This window comes from Pseudomonas sp. IPO3774 (genome assembly GCF_013386835.1).
GTDB lineage: Bacteria > Pseudomonadota > Gammaproteobacteria > Pseudomonadales > Pseudomonadaceae > Aquipseudomonas.
Genome location: NZ_JACAQY010000013.1, coordinates 133,932 through 152,275 on the forward strand (window position 1 = coordinate 133,932; position 18,344 = coordinate 152,275).

The 18,344-nt window shown below is 61.8% G+C and carries 15 protein-coding genes; 8 read left to right on the plus strand and 7 right to left on the minus strand.

The annotated features are described in order from the left end of the window. Positions 1 to 4 precede the first annotated feature (4 nt). Positions 5 to 154, minus strand: coding sequence for a hypothetical protein (locus tag HYE77_RS06620; protein WP_003213959.1), 150 nt, complete (start codon positions 152 to 154; stop codon positions 5 to 7). A 196-nt stretch (positions 155 to 350) separates the two neighbouring features. Between HYE77_RS06620 and HYE77_RS06625 the strand changes: the two genes are divergently transcribed. The 4 genes from HYE77_RS06625 (at position 351) to HYE77_RS06640 (ending at position 5,743) form a co-directional block, all read left to right on the plus strand. Then, positions 351 to 800, plus strand: a complete 450-nt coding sequence (locus HYE77_RS06625) for an EVE domain-containing protein (RefSeq protein ID WP_177022360.1) — start codon at positions 351 to 353, stop codon at positions 798 to 800. 140 nt (positions 801 to 940) lie between these two features. Further along, complete coding sequence (locus tag HYE77_RS06630; RefSeq protein ID WP_003213963.1) at positions 941 to 1,906, plus strand: HlyD family secretion protein; 966 nt, start codon at positions 941 to 943, stop codon at positions 1,904 to 1,906. Further along, entirely contained in the window at positions 1,903 to 4,623 is a 2,721-nt protein-coding gene (rbbA, locus tag HYE77_RS06635) for a ribosome-associated ATPase/putative transporter RbbA (protein WP_177068581.1), read from the plus strand. Before HYE77_RS06630 ends, rbbA begins: the two co-directional genes overlap by 4 nt. Position 4,624: 1 nt before the next feature. Next, positions 4,625 to 5,743 (plus strand): ABC transporter permease, encoded by a 1,119-nt coding sequence (locus tag HYE77_RS06640; RefSeq protein ID WP_003213965.1) that lies wholly within the window; start codon positions 4,625 to 4,627, stop codon positions 5,741 to 5,743. A gap of 118 nt (positions 5,744 to 5,861) precedes the next feature. Here the strand turns inward: HYE77_RS06640 and HYE77_RS06645 are convergent, their stop codons facing one another. Continuing rightward, complete coding sequence (locus tag HYE77_RS06645; protein ID WP_003213967.1) at positions 5,862 to 6,269, minus strand: flagellar basal body-associated protein FliL; 408 nt, start codon at positions 6,267 to 6,269, stop codon at positions 5,862 to 5,864. A 149-nt stretch (positions 6,270 to 6,418) separates the two neighbouring features. Here HYE77_RS06645 and HYE77_RS06650 point away from each other — a divergent pair, with 149 nt between their 5' ends. The 3 genes from HYE77_RS06650 to glpT all read left to right on the plus strand — a co-directional run bounded on the left by HYE77_RS06650 (position 6,419) and on the right by glpT (position 9,648). Next, the gene (locus tag HYE77_RS06650) at positions 6,419 to 7,396 is read left to right on the plus strand and encodes an NADPH:quinone oxidoreductase family protein (protein WP_003213968.1); all 978 of its coding nucleotides are present in this window, start codon (positions 6,419 to 6,421) and stop codon (positions 7,394 to 7,396) included. Positions 7,397 to 7,472: 76 nt separating this feature from the next. Beyond that, positions 7,473 to 8,090 (plus strand): flagellar basal body-associated protein FliL, encoded by a 618-nt coding sequence (locus HYE77_RS06655; RefSeq protein WP_008438881.1) that lies wholly within the window; start codon positions 7,473 to 7,475, stop codon positions 8,088 to 8,090. Positions 8,091 to 8,310: 220 nt separating this feature from the next. Then, a complete protein-coding gene (gene glpT / locus HYE77_RS06660) occupies positions 8,311 to 9,648 on the plus strand; it encodes a glycerol-3-phosphate transporter (protein WP_003213972.1) in 1,338 nt (445 codons plus the stop codon). On the opposite strand, the gene HYE77_RS06665 is transcribed toward glpT, so the two are convergent. Together HYE77_RS06665 and HYE77_RS06670 are read right to left on the minus strand one after the other, a co-directional pair. Then, positions 9,645 to 10,298 carry a gamma-glutamylcyclotransferase gene (locus HYE77_RS06665; RefSeq protein WP_003213974.1) on the minus strand — a complete coding sequence of 218 codons (654 nt, stop codon included), beginning with the start codon at positions 10,296 to 10,298 and terminating at the stop codon, positions 9,645 to 9,647. The two genes, glpT and HYE77_RS06665, sit on opposite strands and share 4 nt — an antisense overlap. A 40-nt stretch (positions 10,299 to 10,338) precedes the next feature. Next, entirely contained in the window at positions 10,339 to 12,732 is a 2,394-nt protein-coding gene (locus HYE77_RS06670; protein WP_003213976.1) for a TonB-dependent siderophore receptor, read from the minus strand. A gap of 329 nt (positions 12,733 to 13,061) precedes the next feature. Here HYE77_RS06670 and HYE77_RS06675 point away from each other — a divergent pair, with 329 nt between their 5' ends. Further along, positions 13,062 to 13,538 (plus strand): hypothetical protein, encoded by a 477-nt coding sequence (locus HYE77_RS06675; RefSeq protein WP_003213979.1) that lies wholly within the window; start codon positions 13,062 to 13,064, stop codon positions 13,536 to 13,538. 150 nt (positions 13,539 to 13,688) lie between these two features. Here the strand turns inward: HYE77_RS06675 and HYE77_RS06680 are convergent, their stop codons facing one another. The 3 genes from HYE77_RS06680 to HYE77_RS06690 all read right to left on the minus strand — a co-directional run bounded on the left by HYE77_RS06680 (position 13,689) and on the right by HYE77_RS06690 (position 18,198). Then, positions 13,689 to 14,657 carry a CDP-6-deoxy-delta-3,4-glucoseen reductase gene (locus HYE77_RS06680; protein WP_003213981.1) on the minus strand — a complete coding sequence of 323 codons (969 nt, stop codon included), beginning with the start codon at positions 14,655 to 14,657 and terminating at the stop codon, positions 13,689 to 13,691. Next, the gene (gene ubiD, locus HYE77_RS06685) at positions 14,657 to 16,123 is read right to left on the minus strand and encodes a 4-hydroxy-3-polyprenylbenzoate decarboxylase (protein ID WP_008438879.1); all 1,467 of its coding nucleotides are present in this window, start codon (positions 16,121 to 16,123) and stop codon (positions 14,657 to 14,659) included. Before ubiD ends, HYE77_RS06680 begins: the two co-directional genes overlap by 1 nt. Before the next feature lie 89 nt (positions 16,124 to 16,212). Then, positions 16,213 to 18,198: an acyltransferase family protein gene (locus tag HYE77_RS06690; protein WP_177068582.1), complete on the minus strand. Its 1,986-nt coding sequence runs from the start codon at positions 18,196 to 18,198 to the stop codon at positions 16,213 to 16,215. Positions 18,199 to 18,344 lie beyond the last annotated feature (146 nt).

Sequence of the window (18,344 nt, forward strand, 5' to 3'; positions counted from 1 at the left end):
CGGGTCAGCGTTTGAACGGTTGCGGCTGTTGCTGTGCGAGTTCAATCGGTGCGTCAGTCTTGTTCGACCACAAGCTCTGCGCATAGCCGGTGGTCACAACGCCCAGGCCGAACAAAATAACCAAAATCCATAGTAAATCCGGTTTGCGTTTCATCGATTGCCCCCCTTCAGGCATCTTGCACACGATGACAGCAACGTTCCATTAGTAGTCCGTGCCAGCTGCGTCAAGCTCAAAACCCCGGCATTCTGCGTTAACGTGAACCAACACGCAAACCTTGACGCCAACCGACTGTCGGTTTGTCATAAAATTGCAGGACAACTTTCCCAATCGACTTTTGAGGAGCGAAAACATGGCCTATTGGCTGATGAAATCCGAGCCCGATGAACTGTCCATCAAGGGCCTGGAAAAGCTCGGCGAGGCCCGGTGGGACGGGGTGCGCAACTACCAGGCGCGGAACTTCCTGCGGGCGATGGCGGTGGGTGACCAGTTCTTCTTCTACCACTCCAGCTGCCCGGAACCGGGGATTGCCGGCATCGGTAAAATCGTCGAGGCAGCCTACCCGGACCCGACCGCGCTGGAGCCCGACAGTCATTATTTCGACGCCAAGGCCAGCCCTGAAAAAAATCCGTGGAGCGCGATCAATGTTGCCCACGTCGAGACCTTTGCGGAGGTCCTGGGGCTGGGCTATCTGAAACAGCAAACTGCCCTCGCCGAGTTGCCCCTGGTGCAAAAAGGCAGCCGCCTTTCGGTGATGCCGGTCACCGCCGAGCAATGGGCCGCCGTACTCGGCCTGCGCTGAAACAGCAGAACCCTGCGGTCACGCCCATGGCGCATGCATCTGCGCGCCAACCGGGTTAGGCTGGCGCTTCATTTGACCCGCATCAAGGGCCTCCGGGCAGGATCGGTCAAACTAGGACGCTAACGCCGCAGGATGCACCCATGTCGACGAACCACCGTACCTCCCATCTTTTCGCCATTCCATTGATTGTCTTGCTGCTGGCCGCCGGCGGCTTCGGCTATTGGCAATCCACCCAGGACCGCCTGCCCGAAGGCTTGAGCATGGGCAATGGCCGGCTGGAATCGACTGAAGTGCAGATCGCCGCCAAGATCCCCGGGCGCCTCGCCGAAGTGCGGGTGGACGAAGGCGACAAGGTGCTCAAGGGCCAACTGCTGGCGCGCATGGACACCCGCACCCTGGAAGCCCAGCGCGCCCAGGCCGAAGCCGAAGTGCTGCGGGCCAGGGAGAATTTCGCTGCTGCCGAAGCCAATGTGCAACTGCGCCGGAGCGAACAACTGCTGGCCAGCCAGGAACTCAAGCGCACCCAGGAGCTGTACAAGCGCGGCTTCGCCAGCGGCCAGCTGATCGACCAGCAGCAGGCCCGGCAAAACACCGGCAACGCTGCCGTGGTCGCCGCCCAGGCCCAGGTCAATTCGGTAAAGGCCGCCATCGGCGCCGCCCAGGCCCAGGTCGCCCAGCTCACCAGTGAAATCGAAGACAGCAGCCTGCGGGCGCCTATCGACGGCATCATCCAGCTGCGCCTGGCCGAACCCGGCGAAGTGCTCGGCGCGGGTGGCCGCGTGTTGCTGCTGATCGACCCCAACGACCAATACATGAACCTGTATCTGCCCGCTTCAGTCACAGGCGCTTTGACCGTGGGCAGCGAAGCGCGGATCGTCCTCGACGCCCTGCCGAAGCAACCGCTGCCGGCGAAAATCAGCTTCGTCGCCGCCAAATCGCAGTTCACCCCCAAGGAAGTGGAAACCCGCGACGAACGCCAGAAGCTGGTGTTCCGGGTCAAGCTGCGGCTGACCCAACCAAGCGCCGTGCCCCAAGCCAAACCGGGCATGCCCGGCGCCGGCTATGTGCGCACCGCTGACCTGGACTGGCCGGCCAACCTGCAATGAGCGGCCTGGCGCTGCACGCCACGGGGATCAACCATCGCTACGGCAAGCAACAGGCGCTGATCGACATCGCCTTCAGCCTGCCTGCCGGCACACGCTGCGGGTTGATCGGCCCGGACGGCGCCGGCAAGTCGAGCCTGCTGGGCTTGATCGCCGGGGTCAAAAAGCTTCAACAAGGCGAACTGCAAGTACTCGGCGGCTCCATCGAAGACCGCCGCCACCGCAACAGCCTGTACCCGCGTATCGCCTTCATGCCTCAAGGCCTGGGCGGCAACCTGTACCCCGAGCTGTCCATCAGCGAAAACATCCGGTTCTTTGCCACGCTGTTCGGCCTGTCAAAAGCCGATTGCGACCAGCGCATGCACAACCTGCTGCTGGCCACCGACCTCGCACGCTTCGCCGAGCGCCCCGCCGGCAAGCTCTCCGGCGGCATGAAGCAGAAACTCGGCCTGTGCTGTGCACTGATCCACGACCCTGACCTGTTGATCCTCGACGAACCCACCACCGGCGTCGACCCGCTGTCCCGTCGACGCTTCTGGGAACTGGTGGAAACCGTACGCAGCGAACGCCCGCAGCTCACACTGCTGGTGGCCACCGCCTACATGGAAGAGGCCGAGCAGTTTGAACACTGCCTGATGCTCGACCGCGGCAAGCTGATCGCCGACGGCCTGAGCAGCGAACTGGCCGCCGCGACGCCCAGCGGCAAACTGGATGAAGCCTTCACCCATTTCCAGGGCGACAGCGCCCATAACAACGACCCCCTGGTGATTCCGCCACGGCAAAGCGACAACACCGACATCGCCATCGAAGCCCACGACCTGACCCTGCGCTTCGGCGACTTCACGGCAGTCAACAAGGTCAGCTTCGCGATTGGCCGGGGCGAGATCTTTGGTTTCCTCGGCTCCAACGGCTGCGGCAAGACCACCACCATGAAAGTCCTCACCGGGTTGATGCCCGCCACCGAGGGCACCGCCACGCTGCTGGGCAACCCGGTCAACGCCAAGGACCTGGCCACCCGCAAGCGCGTGGGTTTCATGTCGCAAAGCTTCTCGCTGTACGGCGAACTCAGCGTGCGCCAGAACCTGGTGCTGCATGCGCAGTTGTTCGACCTGCCCAAGGCCGAGAGCGGCCAGCGCATCGACGAGTTGATCAAGCGTTTTGACCTGGGCGACGTTGCCGAGCAGCCGTCCGGCGAGTTGCCGCTGGGCCTGCGCCAGCGCTTGTCCCTGGCGGTGGCGGTGCTGCACCGCCCGGAAGTGCTGATCCTCGATGAGCCGACCTCGGGCGTCGACCCGGCCGCGCGGGATGACTTCTGGCGGCTGCTGATCGAACTGTCCCGGGAACAGGGCGTGACGATCTTCCTGTCCACCCACTTCATGAACGAAGCCCAGCGCTGCGACCGCATCTCGCTGATGCACGCGGGCAAGGTGCTGGCCTGCGACACGCCAGACGCGCTGCAACAGCAGTTCCACGGCGAAACCCTGGAAGCAGCGTTCGTCACCTGCCTGGAACAGGCCCAAGGCGCGCCCGAAGCGGCCACCGCGCCCACCGAAACCGTCAGCGAACCCATGGCCCCACCCGTCAGCAAACGCGGGTTCAGCGTCGCCCGCCTGTTGGCCGTGGCCAGCCGCGAAGGCAAGGAACTGCTGCGGGACAAAGTGCGCATGGCCTTCGCCCTGTTGGGGGCGATTTTCATGATGGTGATCTTCGGCTACGGCATATCCCTGGACGTGGAGAAGCTCGCCTTCGCCGTCTACGACCAGGATCAGACGCCGCAAAGCCGGGCCTACTTGGAAGCCTTTCGCAGTTCGCGCTATTTCGCCGAACAGTCGCCGATCACTGACTCCAACGAACTGCACAAACGCCTGCAACGCTCGGAAATCAAACTGGCGCTGGAGATTCCGCCAGGGTTCGGCCGCGATCTCTACGCCGGCCGCCAACCCGCCGTGGCCGCCTGGCTCGATGGCGGCATGCCGTTCCGTGCGGAAACCAGCCGCAATTATGTCGAGGCCGTGCACCAGGCCAACCTCCAACAACTGGCCGAACTGAACAGCACACCATTGAATCAGCAAGCCGCCGCCAAACTGGAAACCCGCTTTCGCTACAACCAGGACGTGGTCAGCGTGAACGCTATCGGCCCCGGCGTGATGGCGCTGATCCTCGCGTTTATCCCGGCGATGCTCACGGCCCTGGGGATCGTGCGCGAGAAGGAACTGGGCTCCATCACCAACTTCTACGCCACACCCCTGACCCGCCTGGAATTCCTGTTGGGCAAGCAGGCGCCGTACCTGGCCGTGAGCCTGATCAACCTGGGCCTGCTGGTGGCGATGAACCGCTGGCTGTTCGGCGTGCCGTTCAAGGGCAGCGGCGTGACCCTGGCTTTCGGCGGCCTGCTGTATGTGCTGGCCACCACTAGCATGGGCCTGCTGATTTCCGCGTTCACCCGCACCCAGATCGCAGCGATCCTCGGCACCATGATCATCACCAGCCTGCCGACCATCCAGTTCTCCGGGCTGATCGTGCCGCGCTCGTCCCTGGAAGGCGCCGCCGCGTTGATGGGCATGTTGTTTCCGGCGGGCTACTTCCTCGACATTGCGGTGGGCACCTTTACCAAGGCCCTGGACCTGCGTCAGCTATGGCCACAGTGCCTGGCGCTGTTCGGGTTTTTCCTGGGGTTCACCGGGCTTAGCCTGATCATGCTCAAGAAGCAGGAGGCCTGAGATGCACAAGTTCGCCCATATCCTGCGCCTCGGCATCAAGGAACTGACCAGCCTGCGCCACGACAGCGTGTTGCTGCTGTTCCTGTTCTACGCCTTTACCGTCGCCATCTATATGCCCGCCGCCGGCTCGGTGATCGGTGTGCACAACGCCAGCGTGGCCTTTGTGGATGAAGACCACAGCGCGCTTTCCCGGCAACTGGCCGAAGCACTGCAACCGCCGGAATTCCAGGCGGCGGTGCCGTTGCCGTACGACCAACTGGACAAGGTGATGGACAGCGGCCAGTACACCTTCGTGATCAACGTACCGGCGAATTTCCAGGCCGACCTGTTGGCCGGGCGCCAGCCGGGGGTGCAGGTCAACGTCGATGCCACGGCCATGAGCCAGGCATTCATGGGCGCCGGGTATATCGGGCGGATTTTCCAGCGGGAATTGCTGACCTATGGCAACCAGGCCGATGCCGCCCAAAAGGCGCCGGCGCTGCTGACCACCCGGGCGCTGTTCAATACCAACCTGGAAGGCGGCTGGTTTCTGGCGGTGATCCAGATCGTCAACAACATCACCATCCTCGCCATCGTGCTGACCGGCACCGCGCTGCTGCGTGAGCGCGAACACGGCACCCTCGACCATTTGCTGGTGCTGCCGCTGACTGCGCTGGAAATCATGCTGGCGAAAATCTGGAGCAACATGCTGGTGGTGGTGCTGTGCACCTGGCTGTCGCTGGAAGTGGTGGTGAAAGGCTTGCTCGGCGTGCCGCTGGCCGGGTCGCTGACTTTGTTTTTGCTGGTGACGGCGCTGTACCTGTTTGCCAGTACTGCCCTCGGCATCTTCCTCGCCACCCTCGCCCGCTCGACGCCGCAGTTTGGCCTGCTGGCGATCCCGGTGATTATCCCGATGCTGCTGTTGTCCGGCGGCAGCACGCCGCTGGACAGCATGCCGCAGTGGTTGCAATGGGTGATGCAGGGCTCGCCGTCGACGCACTTTGTGAGCCTGAGTGCGGCGATTCTGTTCCGGGATGCGGGTGTGAATGTGGTGTGGCCGGACTTGCTGGCGCTGGCGGGGATCGGGTTGCTGTTCTTTGCGGTGGCGTTGGCGCGGTTCAGGAAGAGCCTGGCTTCCTGAGGTGCCTGTCAGGACCTCTTCGCGAGCAAGCCCGCTCCCACATTCAACCGCATTCTCATGTTAGAACTCGGTCAAGTGTGGGAGCGGGCTTGCTCGCGAAGGGCGCGAAGCGACCGGCTTACTGGATGATCAGGTTGTTGAACAACAGATCCTCAACCTGCGGCTTGCCGGTTTCGTCGTTCATCACTTGCTGGGTCTGCTTCAGGGCTTCCTGGCGCAGTTTTTCCTTCCCATCAACGCTGCTCATGGTGTCGTTGGTCTGCTGGGTAAACAACGCCACCAACTGGTTGCGAATCAGCGCGTCGTTGGCTTTCACGGCAGCGGCTGCCTCGGGACCGGTGACCCGCAGGGCGATATCCGCCTTGAACACCCGCAGCTTCGCGGTGCCATCCAGGCCGTAGTTACCGACAAACGGCGGGCTCAGGCTGATATAGCTGACCTTCGGCGCTTCGCCTTCTTTGGCTTCTTCGGCCAGGGCTGCCGTCGGCAGTGTCAGGGCCAGCATCAACAGGATCCACGCTTTCACAGTTCATTCCTCAATTCGGTTGCCCAGTAGCATAACGCTAGCAGCCCTGAGCACAAGCTTATGGCGACTTATCAGGCCGGGGCATGCTCGTTGACCCGTCGCCCTGCCCACCTACACTTATCGGCCAACACGCCAAAAGGAATAGTCCGATGAAAGCTGTGCTGTGCAAAGCCTTCGGCCCCGCCGAAAACCTGGTGCTGGAAGACGTCGAAAGCCCGGCGATCAAGAAGAACGAAATCCTGTTGGACGTGCATGCGGCCGGGGTCAATTTCCCGGACACCCTGATCATCGAGGGCAAGTACCAGTTCAAGCCGCCCTTCCCATTTTCGCCAGGCGGTGAAGCGGCAGGCGTGATCAGCCAAGTCGGTGAGAACGTCAGCCACCTGAAGGTCGGTGACCGGGTGATGGCCCTGACCGGCTGGGGCAGCTTCGCCGAGCAGGTCGCGGTGCCGGGCTACAACGTGCTGCCGATCCCGCCGAGCATGGACTTCAACACCGCCGCCGCCTTCAGCATGACCTACGGCACGTCGATGCACGCCCTGAAGCAACGGGCCAACCTGCAACCCGGGGAAACCCTGCTGGTGCTCGGTGCCTCCGGCGGCGTCGGCCTGGCTGCGGTGGAAATCGGCAAGGCCATGGGCGCCCGGGTGATCGCCGCGGCCAGCAGCGCCGACAAGCTGGCGGTGGCCAAGGCTGCCGGTGCCGATGAGTTGATCAACTACAGCGAAGCCAGCCTCAAGGACGAGATCAAACGCCTTACCGGCGGCAACGGCGTGGATGTGATCTACGATCCGGTGGGCGGCGACCTGTTTGACCAGGCCATTCGCGGCATCGCCTGGAATGGCCGGCTGCTGGTGGTGGGCTTTGCCAGCGGGCGCATTCCCGAGCTGCCGGTGAACCTGGCGCTGCTCAAGGGCGCGGCGGTGGTCGGGGTGTTCTGGGGGTCGTTCGCCCAGCGCCAGCCGCAGGACAATGCCGCCAACTTCCAGCAACTGTTCGGCTGGTTCGCCGAGGGCAAGTTGAAGCCGCTGGTGTCCCAGGTGTACCCGCTGGAGCAGGCGGCGCAGGCGATCAACGACCTCGGCCAGCGCAAGGCTGTGGGCAAGGTCGTGGTGCAGCTACGCTGACTATTGTTTCATTTTGTCCGCGGAGTGCCTGGGCCCATGATCGGCCGAGGCACTCACTCACTGGCAGGAATGAATAATGGTCACACCGCTGCGCGCGCTGTTTCTGGGGTTGTTGATGATGGTGTCGGCTCACGCCTTTGCCCATAAAGAGGGCAAGGATGTACGCGGGCTGAACAACGTGACGGTGCTGATCGTGCGCCATGCGGAAAAACCCGATGAAGGTCCGTTGCTGAGCCCCAAGGGCGAACAACGGGCGGCGGCCTACGCCAGCTATTTCGACCCGCTGCTGTTGAACGGCATCTCCGTGGTGCCCCAGCGGCTGATCGCTACCAGCGACAGCAAGGAAAGCTCTCGCCCGCGCCTGACCCTGACACCCCTGGCCCAGCGCCTGCAGCTCCCGCTTGAAACCCCCTACTCAGACGATCAAGTCGGCAAGCTGGTGAAGTCCCTGCGCAAGTCCAACCAGGCGCAGACCGTGTTGATCGCCTGGCATCACGGGCATATCGACAAGTTGATCGAGGCCTTCGGCGGTGACGGCGCGGCGCTGACCGGCATGAAGAAATGGCCGGAAAATGTGTATGACTGGCTGATCGTGTTGCGCTTCGACGACCAGGGTCAACTGGTGGAATCCCGCAGCCAGAAGATCCAGGAACACCTGCTTCCAGGTGATATCGCAGCCGCCAACGGCAACTGAACCGAATCACTGCCTGTGGTGAGGGAGCTTGCTCCCTCACCACAGCTTCTTGGCATCCCCTCCTGAAAACGTCCCTCACTTGCCTCTAAGCGACATGTTCGTAAAAGAACATGCAATTGCACTCAATTCCTATGCCCGCAGATAAGAGGCGGTGCTATTTTCGGTAACGAAACTGTAACATTCGCATCCGCAGTCAAAACAAGAAATCTGGAGCTCTTGAATGTTTGCTTTCTTCCGTCCTGCCGCACATCAGGCGCCCCTGCCTGAAGAAAAAATAGACAGCACGTACCGACGCCTGCGCTGGCAGATCTTCGCCGGTATTTTCTTCGGTTACGCCGGGTACTACCTGCTGCGCAAGAACTTCTCCCTGGCCATGCCGTACCTGATCGACGAGGGTTACACCCGTGGCCAGCTGGGCCTGGCAATGTCGGCGATCGCAATTGCCTACGGCCTGTCCAAGTTCCTCATGGGCCTGGTGTCCGACCGCTCCAACCCGCGCTACTTCCTGCCCTTCGGCCTGTTGGTGTCCGCCGGGGTGATGTTCATTTTCGGTTTCGCACCTTGGGCTACCTCCAGCGTGACCATGATGTTCATTCTGCTGTTCATCAACGGCTGGGCCCAGGGCATGGGCTGGCCGCCAAGTGGGCGGACCATGGTGCACTGGTGGTCGCAGAAGGAACGCGGCGGTGTGGTTTCCGTATGGAACGTGGCGCATAACGTCGGCGGCGGCTTGATCGGCCCGCTGTTCCTGCTGGGCATGGCCTGGTTCAACGACTGGCACGCGGCGTTCTACGTCCCGGCTACCGTGGCCCTGCTGGTGGCGGCGTTTGCCTTCATCACCATGCGCGACACCCCGCAATCGGTGGGCCTGCCGCCCATCGAGCAATACAAGAACGATTACCCGGAAGGCTACGACGCCAGCCACGAGGACGAATTCAGCGCCAAGGAAATCTTCGTCAAGTACGTGCTGCGCAACAAAATGCTCTGGTACATCGCCTTCGCCAACGTCTTCGTCTACCTGCTGCGCTACGGCGTGCTGGACTGGGCACCGACGTACCTCAAGGAAGCCAAGCACTTCGATGTGGATAAAACCTCGTGGGCGTACTTCTTCTACGAGTGGGCGGGCATTCCGGGCACGCTGCTGTGCGGCTGGATGTCGGACAAGATCTTCCGTGGCAACCGTGGCCTGACCGGCATTGTGTTCATGGGCCTGGTCACCGTGGCGACCCTGGTTTACTGGCTCAACCCGCCGGGCAACCCGATGATCGACATGATCGCGCTGTTCTCCATCGGCTTCCTGATCTACGGCCCGGTGATGCTGATCGGCCTGCAGGCGCTGGAACTGGCACCGAAGAAAGCCGCCGGTACCGCAGCGGGCTTTACGGGCCTGTTCGGTTACCTGGGTGGTTCAGTGGCAGCGAGTGCGGCCATGGGCTACACCGTTGACCATTTCGGTTGGGACGGTGGTTTCGTGCTGCTGATCGGCGCGTGCCTGCTGGCCATCGCGTTCCTGATCCCCACCTTGTGGCACACCAATAGCGTCAGTGCCGCACGTTAATCGTCGGAACAGCCTTTGGAACACCGCTTGAGCCGCGCCTCCAGATTCTTGTCTGGCATGGCGTGGCTACGCAGGGCGTTGACGGTCTGCTCGACATAATCGCGCGTAGTGCCGTAACGCCCGCAAGCGCTTTGCAACACGTGATTCAGCACGATGTCGGGCAAATTGCCGGCATAACTGGGCAGGTGCCGTTCCAGGACAAATCCCAATGCCTGCACCTGGCTGCCATCTTCCAGACGACAGCTGAGCCAGTGCGGCCGGTACGAGGGATACGGCATCTCGCGCTGCCACAGGGCATACAGCGAGGCCTCCAGTTGATCTTCCGGCAAGCGGTAGGCAAACCCGCTGCACGAGCCGCCGCGATCCAGGCCAAACACCAACCCCGGTATTTCCGGCGTGCCCCGGTGCTCATGAGACCACAGGTACAAGCCCCGGTGATAACCGTGGACCCGCGCCCGCATCCGCTGTGTCGACGAACATTCAGGCCGCCAGATCAGCGAACCGTAAGCGAATAGCCAGACCGGCCCACCCTTGTGCAGCGCCATGGTGGCTTGCATCGAGCTCATCAACTGTTCGTGAGTGAGTTGCGGCCCCAGATCGAGCCGCGGAGGGTAAGCCAATTGCAAAAGATCAGATTCAATGGCGGTCATGGCAGATCGCTTAGGTCTCCTTTGTTGTTACGAGAAGCTGTTACCAGTTGTAAGCAACTTTACCGTAATAGAACGCGCCGCTGTAACCGTACGGCGAAAAAGTGCTATAGGCCAAATTGCCACCACTGCTGGCGTAGGCATTGAGTTTTTCCGGGTATTTGTCGGTGACGTTGTCGCCGCCAACGGTGAAGGTCCAGTTTTTCAGCTTGTAGTCGGCTGACAGATCCAACAGCCAGGCGGCCTTGAAGCGCTGGTCGTTGGTCGGGTCGGCCTGGTAGCTGGTGAATGAACCATAGCGCACCAAATTACTGTGCAGCGCCCAGTTGCCGAAACTCAGGTCGTTGCCCAGGCTCAGCTTGTGCTGTGGCGTGGTATCGCCCAGCAGGCCGATGCGCTCGCGACGGTCCACCCGAACCAGGCTCGCGCCCAGGCTATCCAGTACGGACGGGTTGGCTTTTACGTCGGTGACCTTGGTGTGGTTGTAGTTGTAGCCCACGGTGCTGTTCCAGCGCACACCGTTGTCCAGTTGGTAGCGATAGTTGGCCACCAGGTCGACGCCATTGGTGGTGGTGTCGGTGGCGTTGGTGAAGTAGCGCACCGTGGTGTAGTTGATGTTGCCGACGCCATTGGCCTGCAGATACGCGAGCGCAGCCGGGTTCTTGCTCAGGTCCAGGTTGGAGGACAGGCTGATGCGGTCGCTGATGTCGATACGGTAGACATCGGCGGTCACGGTCAGGTTGTCGGTCGGCTCCAGCACCAGGCCGAGACTGTAGTTGCGGGATTTCTCGGCTTTCAGGTCTTCAGCGCCGAGCAGGCGCGCCACCTGGCTGTTGGCCGGGAAGGTGCCGGCTTCCTGGATGGTGTTGCCGATCAGTTGCGACGAGGTGTAGGCGAAGTTTTGCTGTGCCAGGGACGGCGCACGGAAACCGTTGGATACACTGCCGCGCAAGGCCACTTGCGGGGTGAAGTCGTAGCGCGCCGAGAGCGAGCCGCTGACGTTGGAGCCAAAATCACTGTAGTCCTCGTGACGCACGGCGGCGGAGGCACTGAGTTTTTCGGTGAAGTTGGTTTCCAGGTCCAGGTACTGCGCCCAGTTGTGGCGCGTGCTGGTGCCGGCGTCGGAATCACGGAAGCCGCCCAGGCCCGAGCTGCCGGTCTGGTAGTAGGACGCCGGGTCGCCCGCCTTGATCTGGTAACCCTGGTCCAGGTATTCGCCGCCAAACGCCACCGACACCGGATACGGCAACCAGCCCAGGCTGAATTCCCGCGACAGGTCCAGGCTGAGTTGCTTCTGGTCATTGACCAACGTGCCATTGTCGAACTTGCGCGGCGTGGCCAGGCCCAGCGAGGTGTTGATGGTTTCGGTACCGATCTGGTACTGGTTCTTGCCGTAGTTGACCGACACATCGTAGTGCCAGTCATAGGCCAACAAGCCGCGCAGGCCGACCGCCAGGGACGTGTCTTCCACGTCACCGCGAATCAACGGCAGGTAACCATTGGGGTTGAGCGCAGGAATGTTGTTGCTCGCGTTACTGGCCCGGTAGAACGCCGCCGTCTCGCCGCGGGTCTTGCTGTAGCCGCCAAACGCATAGAACTCGGCCGCATCGCTGAAGGAATATTCCGAGTTGAGAAACAGCTTGCCCTGGTCGGTGGCCGGCTCGCCCTGGCGGAACACCCGCTGGCCGTAGGTCGTCGAACCAACGCTGCCCGGACGCAGGTCCTTGCCGGCGCGGTTGGTGTAATCGTTGTCGGCGCCTTCGGCAGAGATGTTGATAAACCCGTTATCGCCCAGTGCCACACCGGTGTTGCCGCTGAGGTTGCGCTGGATACCGTCGCCCTTCTTGTACTCACCAAACTTGCTGGTGATCGAGCCGCCGTGGTCGTCATGCTTGAGGATCACGTTGATCACCCCGGCAATCGCATCGGAGCCGTAGCGGGCCGATGCGCCGTCACGCAGCACCTCGATATGGTCGACCGCCGACAACGGGATCGCATTCAAATCCGCCGGCGCCGAGCCACGCCCAACCGCACCGCCGAGATTGACGAAGGCACTGGTGTGGCGGCGCTTGCCGTTGACCAGCACCAACACCTGGTCCGGTGACAGGCCACGCAGCTGCGCCGGGCGCACCAGTTCGGCACCGTCTACCAGGCTCGGGCGTGGAAAGTTGATGGAAGGAATCAATCGGGCCAACACCGCGCCCAACTCATCAGAGCCGGTGCTGCGCAAGGTGTCGCCGGAAATCACATCGATAGGTGACAACGAGGCACTGGCGGTGCGCTCTTGGGCGCGGGTGCCGGTGACAATGACTGTATCGAGTTTGGGTACATCGGCAGTGGCCGTTTCGGCGGATGCCACTGGACTGAATCCCACAGCGGTCAGCAAATTAGCCGACAAAATCGCCGTGTACAGCAGGTGCTGCTTGTTGCTCCCCATACCGCTCCCCTTGGAATCAAAAGCCAGAACGTCAATGCTCTGAGCTCGTACGATCGATCCGTGTGGCGGACGGTGGCGGTCATTTATTGGTTATTGGCAGAAAGTCGGTAGTCCGTTGGCATATAGCTTAATGATATTTATGTAACAAATTAAATACCTTTAAAGAATAAGCGAATGCATAAGCCCAGGCCGCTCCGCTCATCAGGATTGGCTGCCTCAATCCCTGTAGTTTCAGCGCAGGTTCAGCCTGGGGGCACGCTGAGCCTTCAAAATAGGCGCCTGTCACGACCCACCTAGCCGCCAACCGAATCGACTACCGAGGTCACTCCATGAAATACCGACTGCCCAGCCTGTTGTTCCTGGCACAGGCCACCACCGCCCTGGCGGCGGAAGTGCCGACCCAGGACGAAAAAGGCTTCTGGTATGCCCAGACGAGCGTCTACACCCGGCATTTTGCGCCGGACAAGGACCACAACAACAACCAGGACCTGATCGGCCTGGAGCGCAATGAAGCGTCAGGCCTGGTGTATGGCGGGGCGACGTTTCGCAACTCGTTCAGCCAGCGTTCGTACTACGCCTATGCCGGCAAACGCTATGACATGCCCGATTACCCGGTGTACTTGAAGCTGACAGGGGGTGTGATCCAGGGCTATCGCGGCAAGTACCGCGACAAGATTCCGCTGAATGGACTGGGGGTGGCGCCGGTGATCATCCCCTCGGTGGGCACCCACTACGGGCCGGTCGCCGCCGAGCTGGTGTTGCTCGGGTTCAATGCGGCGATGGTGACCACGGGCGTTCGTTTCTGATCAAGCCACTGAAGGGCTTCTGTGGCGAGGGAGCTTGCTCCCGCTGGGTCGCGAAGCGGCCCTGAAGTTCATGCGATCTTAAAGATAGAACCCAGCGACTGTTTCGGGGCCGCTGCGCAGCCCAGCGGGAGCAAGCTCCCTCGCCACATGTTACGGGCGAGGTGCGTAGGCAAATACGTCAGCACGCATCTGGTGTGCATCCATGCCGGCCTCGACAAGCGCATCCAGGGTGCCGTAGATCATCGCCGGTGAACCACTGGCGTAGACATGCACGGCCTTGAGGTCGCTGATGTCTTCGCACACCGCTTCATGCAACAGCCCGCAGCGCCCTTCCCAGCCACACAGGTCGCTGACCACTTTGTGCAGGAACAGGTTGGGCAGTTGCAGCCACTGGTCCCAGTGCTCGATGTCGTAGAAGTCTTCCGGTCGACGTACCCCCCAATACAGATGCACCGGGTGCTTGAAGCCACTGGCGCGACAGTGTTCGATCAGGCTATGCATCTGGGCCATGCCGGTGCCGGCGGCGATCAGCACCAGCGGCCCGTCGGGCAGTTCCGCCAGGTGGGTGTCGCCAAACGGCATTTCGATGCGGGCCATCTGGTTGCGCTGCAACTGCTCCAGCAGGCTGCGGGCGCTGTCTTCCCGGGCCAGCACGTGCAATTCCAGCTCGCGCCCGGCGTGGGGCGCCGAGGCCAGGGAGAATGCCGACTTCTCGCCGTTTTCCCGCTCGATCATCAGGTATTGCCCGGCGTGGTAGCGTACCGCCTTGCCGGCCGGAGCCCGCAGGCGCACGCGCCATACGTCACCGCCCACCTCGACGCATTCACTCAGTTGGCAAGACAGTTTGCGCACCGGCAATTCTCCCGGCGCCAGCACGCCATCCCACAACACAATGCAATCTTCCAGCGGTTCGGCAATGCAGGTATAGAACTCGCCATGGTCACGCACCTCACCGGCTTGCTGCACCCGGCCTTCCACCAGCAGCGCCGCGCACACGTGGCACACGCCATTGCGGCAGGCCTGGGGGCAATCGTAGCCCAGGCGGCGCGCGCCCTCGAGGATCCGCTCGCCGGGCGTCAGTTCAAGTACCGCACCGGAAGGCTGCAGGGTTACACGCATCAATCTATTCCTAATTCTTTCCAGAGCGCATCGACACGGGCAGTGACCGCTTCGTCCTTGACGATCACGCGGCCCCATTCGCGGGTGGTTTCACCCGGCCATTTATGGGTGGCGTCCAGGCCCATTTTCGAGCCGAGGCCCGATACCGGGGAAGCAAAGTCGAGGTAGTCGATCGGCGTGTTGTCGATCATCACCGTGTCGCGCTTGGGGTCCATACGCGTGGTGATGGCCCAGATCACGTCGTTCCAGTCCCGGGCGTTGATGTCGTCGTCGGTGACAATAACGAACTTGGTGTACATGAACTGTCGCAAAAACGACCACACACCCAGCATTACCCGCTTGGCGTGGCCGGGGTACGACTTCTTCATCGTCACGATGGCCATGCGATACGAGCAGCCTTCGGGCGGCAGGTAGAAGTCAGTGATTTCCGGAAACTGCTTTTGCAGGATCGGCACAAACACTTCGTTCAACGCCACGCCGAGGATCGCCGGCTCATCCGGCGGGCGGCCGGTGTAGGTGCTGTGGTAGATCGGCTTGATCCGGTGGGTGATGCGCTCGACGGTGAACACCGGGAAGCTGTCGACTTCGTTGTAGTAGCCGGTGTGGTCGCCGTAGGGGCCTTCATCGGCCATCTCGCCCGGGTGAATCACGCCTTCGAGGATGATTTCGGCGGTGGCCGGCACTTGCAGGTCGTTACCGCGGCATTTCACCAGCTCAGTGCGATTGCCGCGCAACAGGCCCGCGAAAGCGTACTCGGACAGGCTGTCGGGCACCGGCGTGACGGCGCCGAGGATGGTCGCCGGGTCGGCGCCCAGGGCCACGGAAACAGGGAATGGCTGGCCGGGGTGCTTTTCGCACCACTCACGGAAATCCAGGGCGCCGCCACGGTGGCTCAGCCAGCGCATGATGACCTTGTTGCGGCCGATCACTTGCTGACGGTAGATGCCGAGGTTCTGGCGGTCCTTGTTCGGGCCCTTGGTGACGGTCAGGCCCCAGGTGATCAGCGGGCCGACGTCGCCAGGCCAGCAGGTCTGCACGGGGAGCATGCCGAGGTCGACATCCTCGCCTTCGATCACCACTTCCTGGCAAACCGCGTCTTTCACGACCTTGGGGGCCATGGCGATGATCTTGCGGAAGATGGGCAGCTTCGACCAGGCGTCCTTGAGCCCCTTGGGTGGCTCGGGTTCCTTGAGGAAGGCCAGCAGCTTGCCGATCTCGCGCAGTTCGCTGACCGACTCGGCGCCCATGCCAAACGCCACGCGGTCGGGAGTGCCGAACAGGTTGCCGAGCACCGGGATATCAAAGCCCACCGGGTTTTCGAACAGCAGCGCCGGGCCCTTGTTGCGCAAGGTGCGGTCGCAAATCTCAGTCATCTCCAGGACCGGGGAAATCGGCACCTGGATACGTTTCAACTCTCCGCGCTGCTCAAGTTGCTGCACGAAATCCCGAAGATCCTTGAATTTCATTAACCATGCCACCCGTAAAATAGGCGTACATCCTACCTGCTCTTACGGTCGCTGGCAGCTTATTGAGCAGCATTGCCGACGACACAGACTCAAAGAGCCGATGCCTGGGTTTCATCGCGCAAGGCTTTGAACAAGGGTTCAAGAAACGCCTCGACATACCGCGAACCAACCGCCGAGAGGTGATTGTCGTCGGTGTACAGCGACTGACCGTCCAGTTCCACCCGGCACCAGTCATTCGCACTGCATAACTTGGGCGCCGGATCCATTACCTTTACCCCGGGATCAGCCGCCGCCATGCGCTCGAATACGCTGCTGATATAGGCCTGGCGCTGGAGGTGCTCATCCAGGGGCATGCCTTCTTTGTCGGTGGGCCGGCCGAGCATCGCCAGGCGACTCAGGCGGTAAGGCGGACTGAATTCCTGCAGGGGGACTTCCTTGACCAGCCACACCCGATGACCGCTGGCGCGCAATTGCTGCACAAGGGCGCCCAGACTTTCAGCGAAGCGCCGCTCGGCGAAGGCGCGGTCATAGGTTCCGGTTGCCGGGTCCAGCAACGAAGCCTCGGTGTCACCATCGCGCTGCCCATAGACATACAGGCTCCAGCGCGCCACCAGCACCACGTCGCTAAAGGTTTCCTTGCCGAGCAGTTGCGTGACCTGCTGGTTAAAGGTCAGGCAGCCCGGAACGCTTTCCTTGCGATTAAACGGCAGGCAACCGGCATAACCTGCCTGCGTGACGCTGACACCGTACTTGCTGGCGCCGTCTCGCAACGCCGGAACCAGCGCCGTGGCATGGCTATCGCCCCAGACCAGCGCGCGCGTCGGCGCGGACTGAGGTCCGAAATGACAAAATCCATGGTGGCGATTTTTCCCACCATCCACCAGGCAGGCCATAAGGTCCGGGCTCCACTCGCGCGCCTGGGCAAATTGCAGTGCCTCGGGCGACAGGCGCCAAGGCAAGCCCTTCGTCATGACCAGGCCTTTGCCGAGCAGTCCCACCCCAAGCAGCGCGATACCCGCCGCCACCAGGATTGGCTTGCGCCCTGCCAACAGCCGACGCTCACGGAACGGCGCCTCGACAAACCGCCAGGACGCATAACCCAGCACCAGGCTCAACACAAACAGTGCACCAAGCTCCCACGGGCCCAGCCCGTCGACACTGGCGTACTTGCCAAACACGTACACCGGCCAGTGCCACAGGTACCAGGAGTAGGAGATCAGGCCAATCCCCACCAGCAAGCGGCTACCCAGCAGCTTGCTCGTCAGGGTAGTTTGCTGGCCGTTGGCCCAAATCAGGCAGACCACGCCCACCACCGGCAACAGCGCTGCGGCGCCGGGAAACGGCGTGCTCGGGTCATACGCGAAGACCGCCAGCAGGATCAGGCCGAGGCCGGCAAGGCTGACGGCCTGCGCCAACGCCGGGCTGGCGCGGTACTCGCGTACCGGCATTACCGCCAGCATTGCACCCGCCAACAGCTCCCAGGCACGCATCTGCAGCAGGAAAAAGGCTCGTTCCGGAGCGTGGGCCACCGCCCATGTACTCATGCCGAATGACACCAGCAACAACACGAACAGCGCCGTGCGCCAATATTTGAGCCGGCTCGACAGCAGTGTCAGCAGGAGTGGGAAGAGGATGTAGAACTGTTCTTCAACCGACAATGACCAGGTATGCAGCAATGGTTTGATATCGGAGGCCACATCAAAGTAACCGTCCTGACGCATGAAAAACAGGTTGGAGATAAACACCACCTGGTTATGTATCGAGCGCCCCAACTCGCTGTAATCCTTGGGCGCCAGCAGGAACCAGCCCACCACCAGCGCGCCGAGCATCATCACGAACAGTGCCGGCAGGATACGCCGCGCTCGCCTGGCCCAGAAGCTGACAAAACTGAAACGGCCGGCCTCACGCTCGCGCCAGATGATCGAGGTGATCAAGTAGCCGGAGATCACGAAAAACACGTCGACGCCGACAAAGCCGCCGGTAAAGCCCGGTACACCAAAATGAAACAGCACAACAGCGAGCACAGCTATGGCACGCAGGCCGTCAATGTCCCTGCGATAAGCGAGAATGGTCATAAAATCTTGTAATTTGCCTGATCGGATGGACAGCGAGTGTAGTCACACACGCGAGTTTGTTTCTAAACAGACACACACTAAAGCCAAACCTCCTTTTCCAGAAACAAAAAAAATGGCGCCCCATGGGGCGCCATCCTTTTTGACCG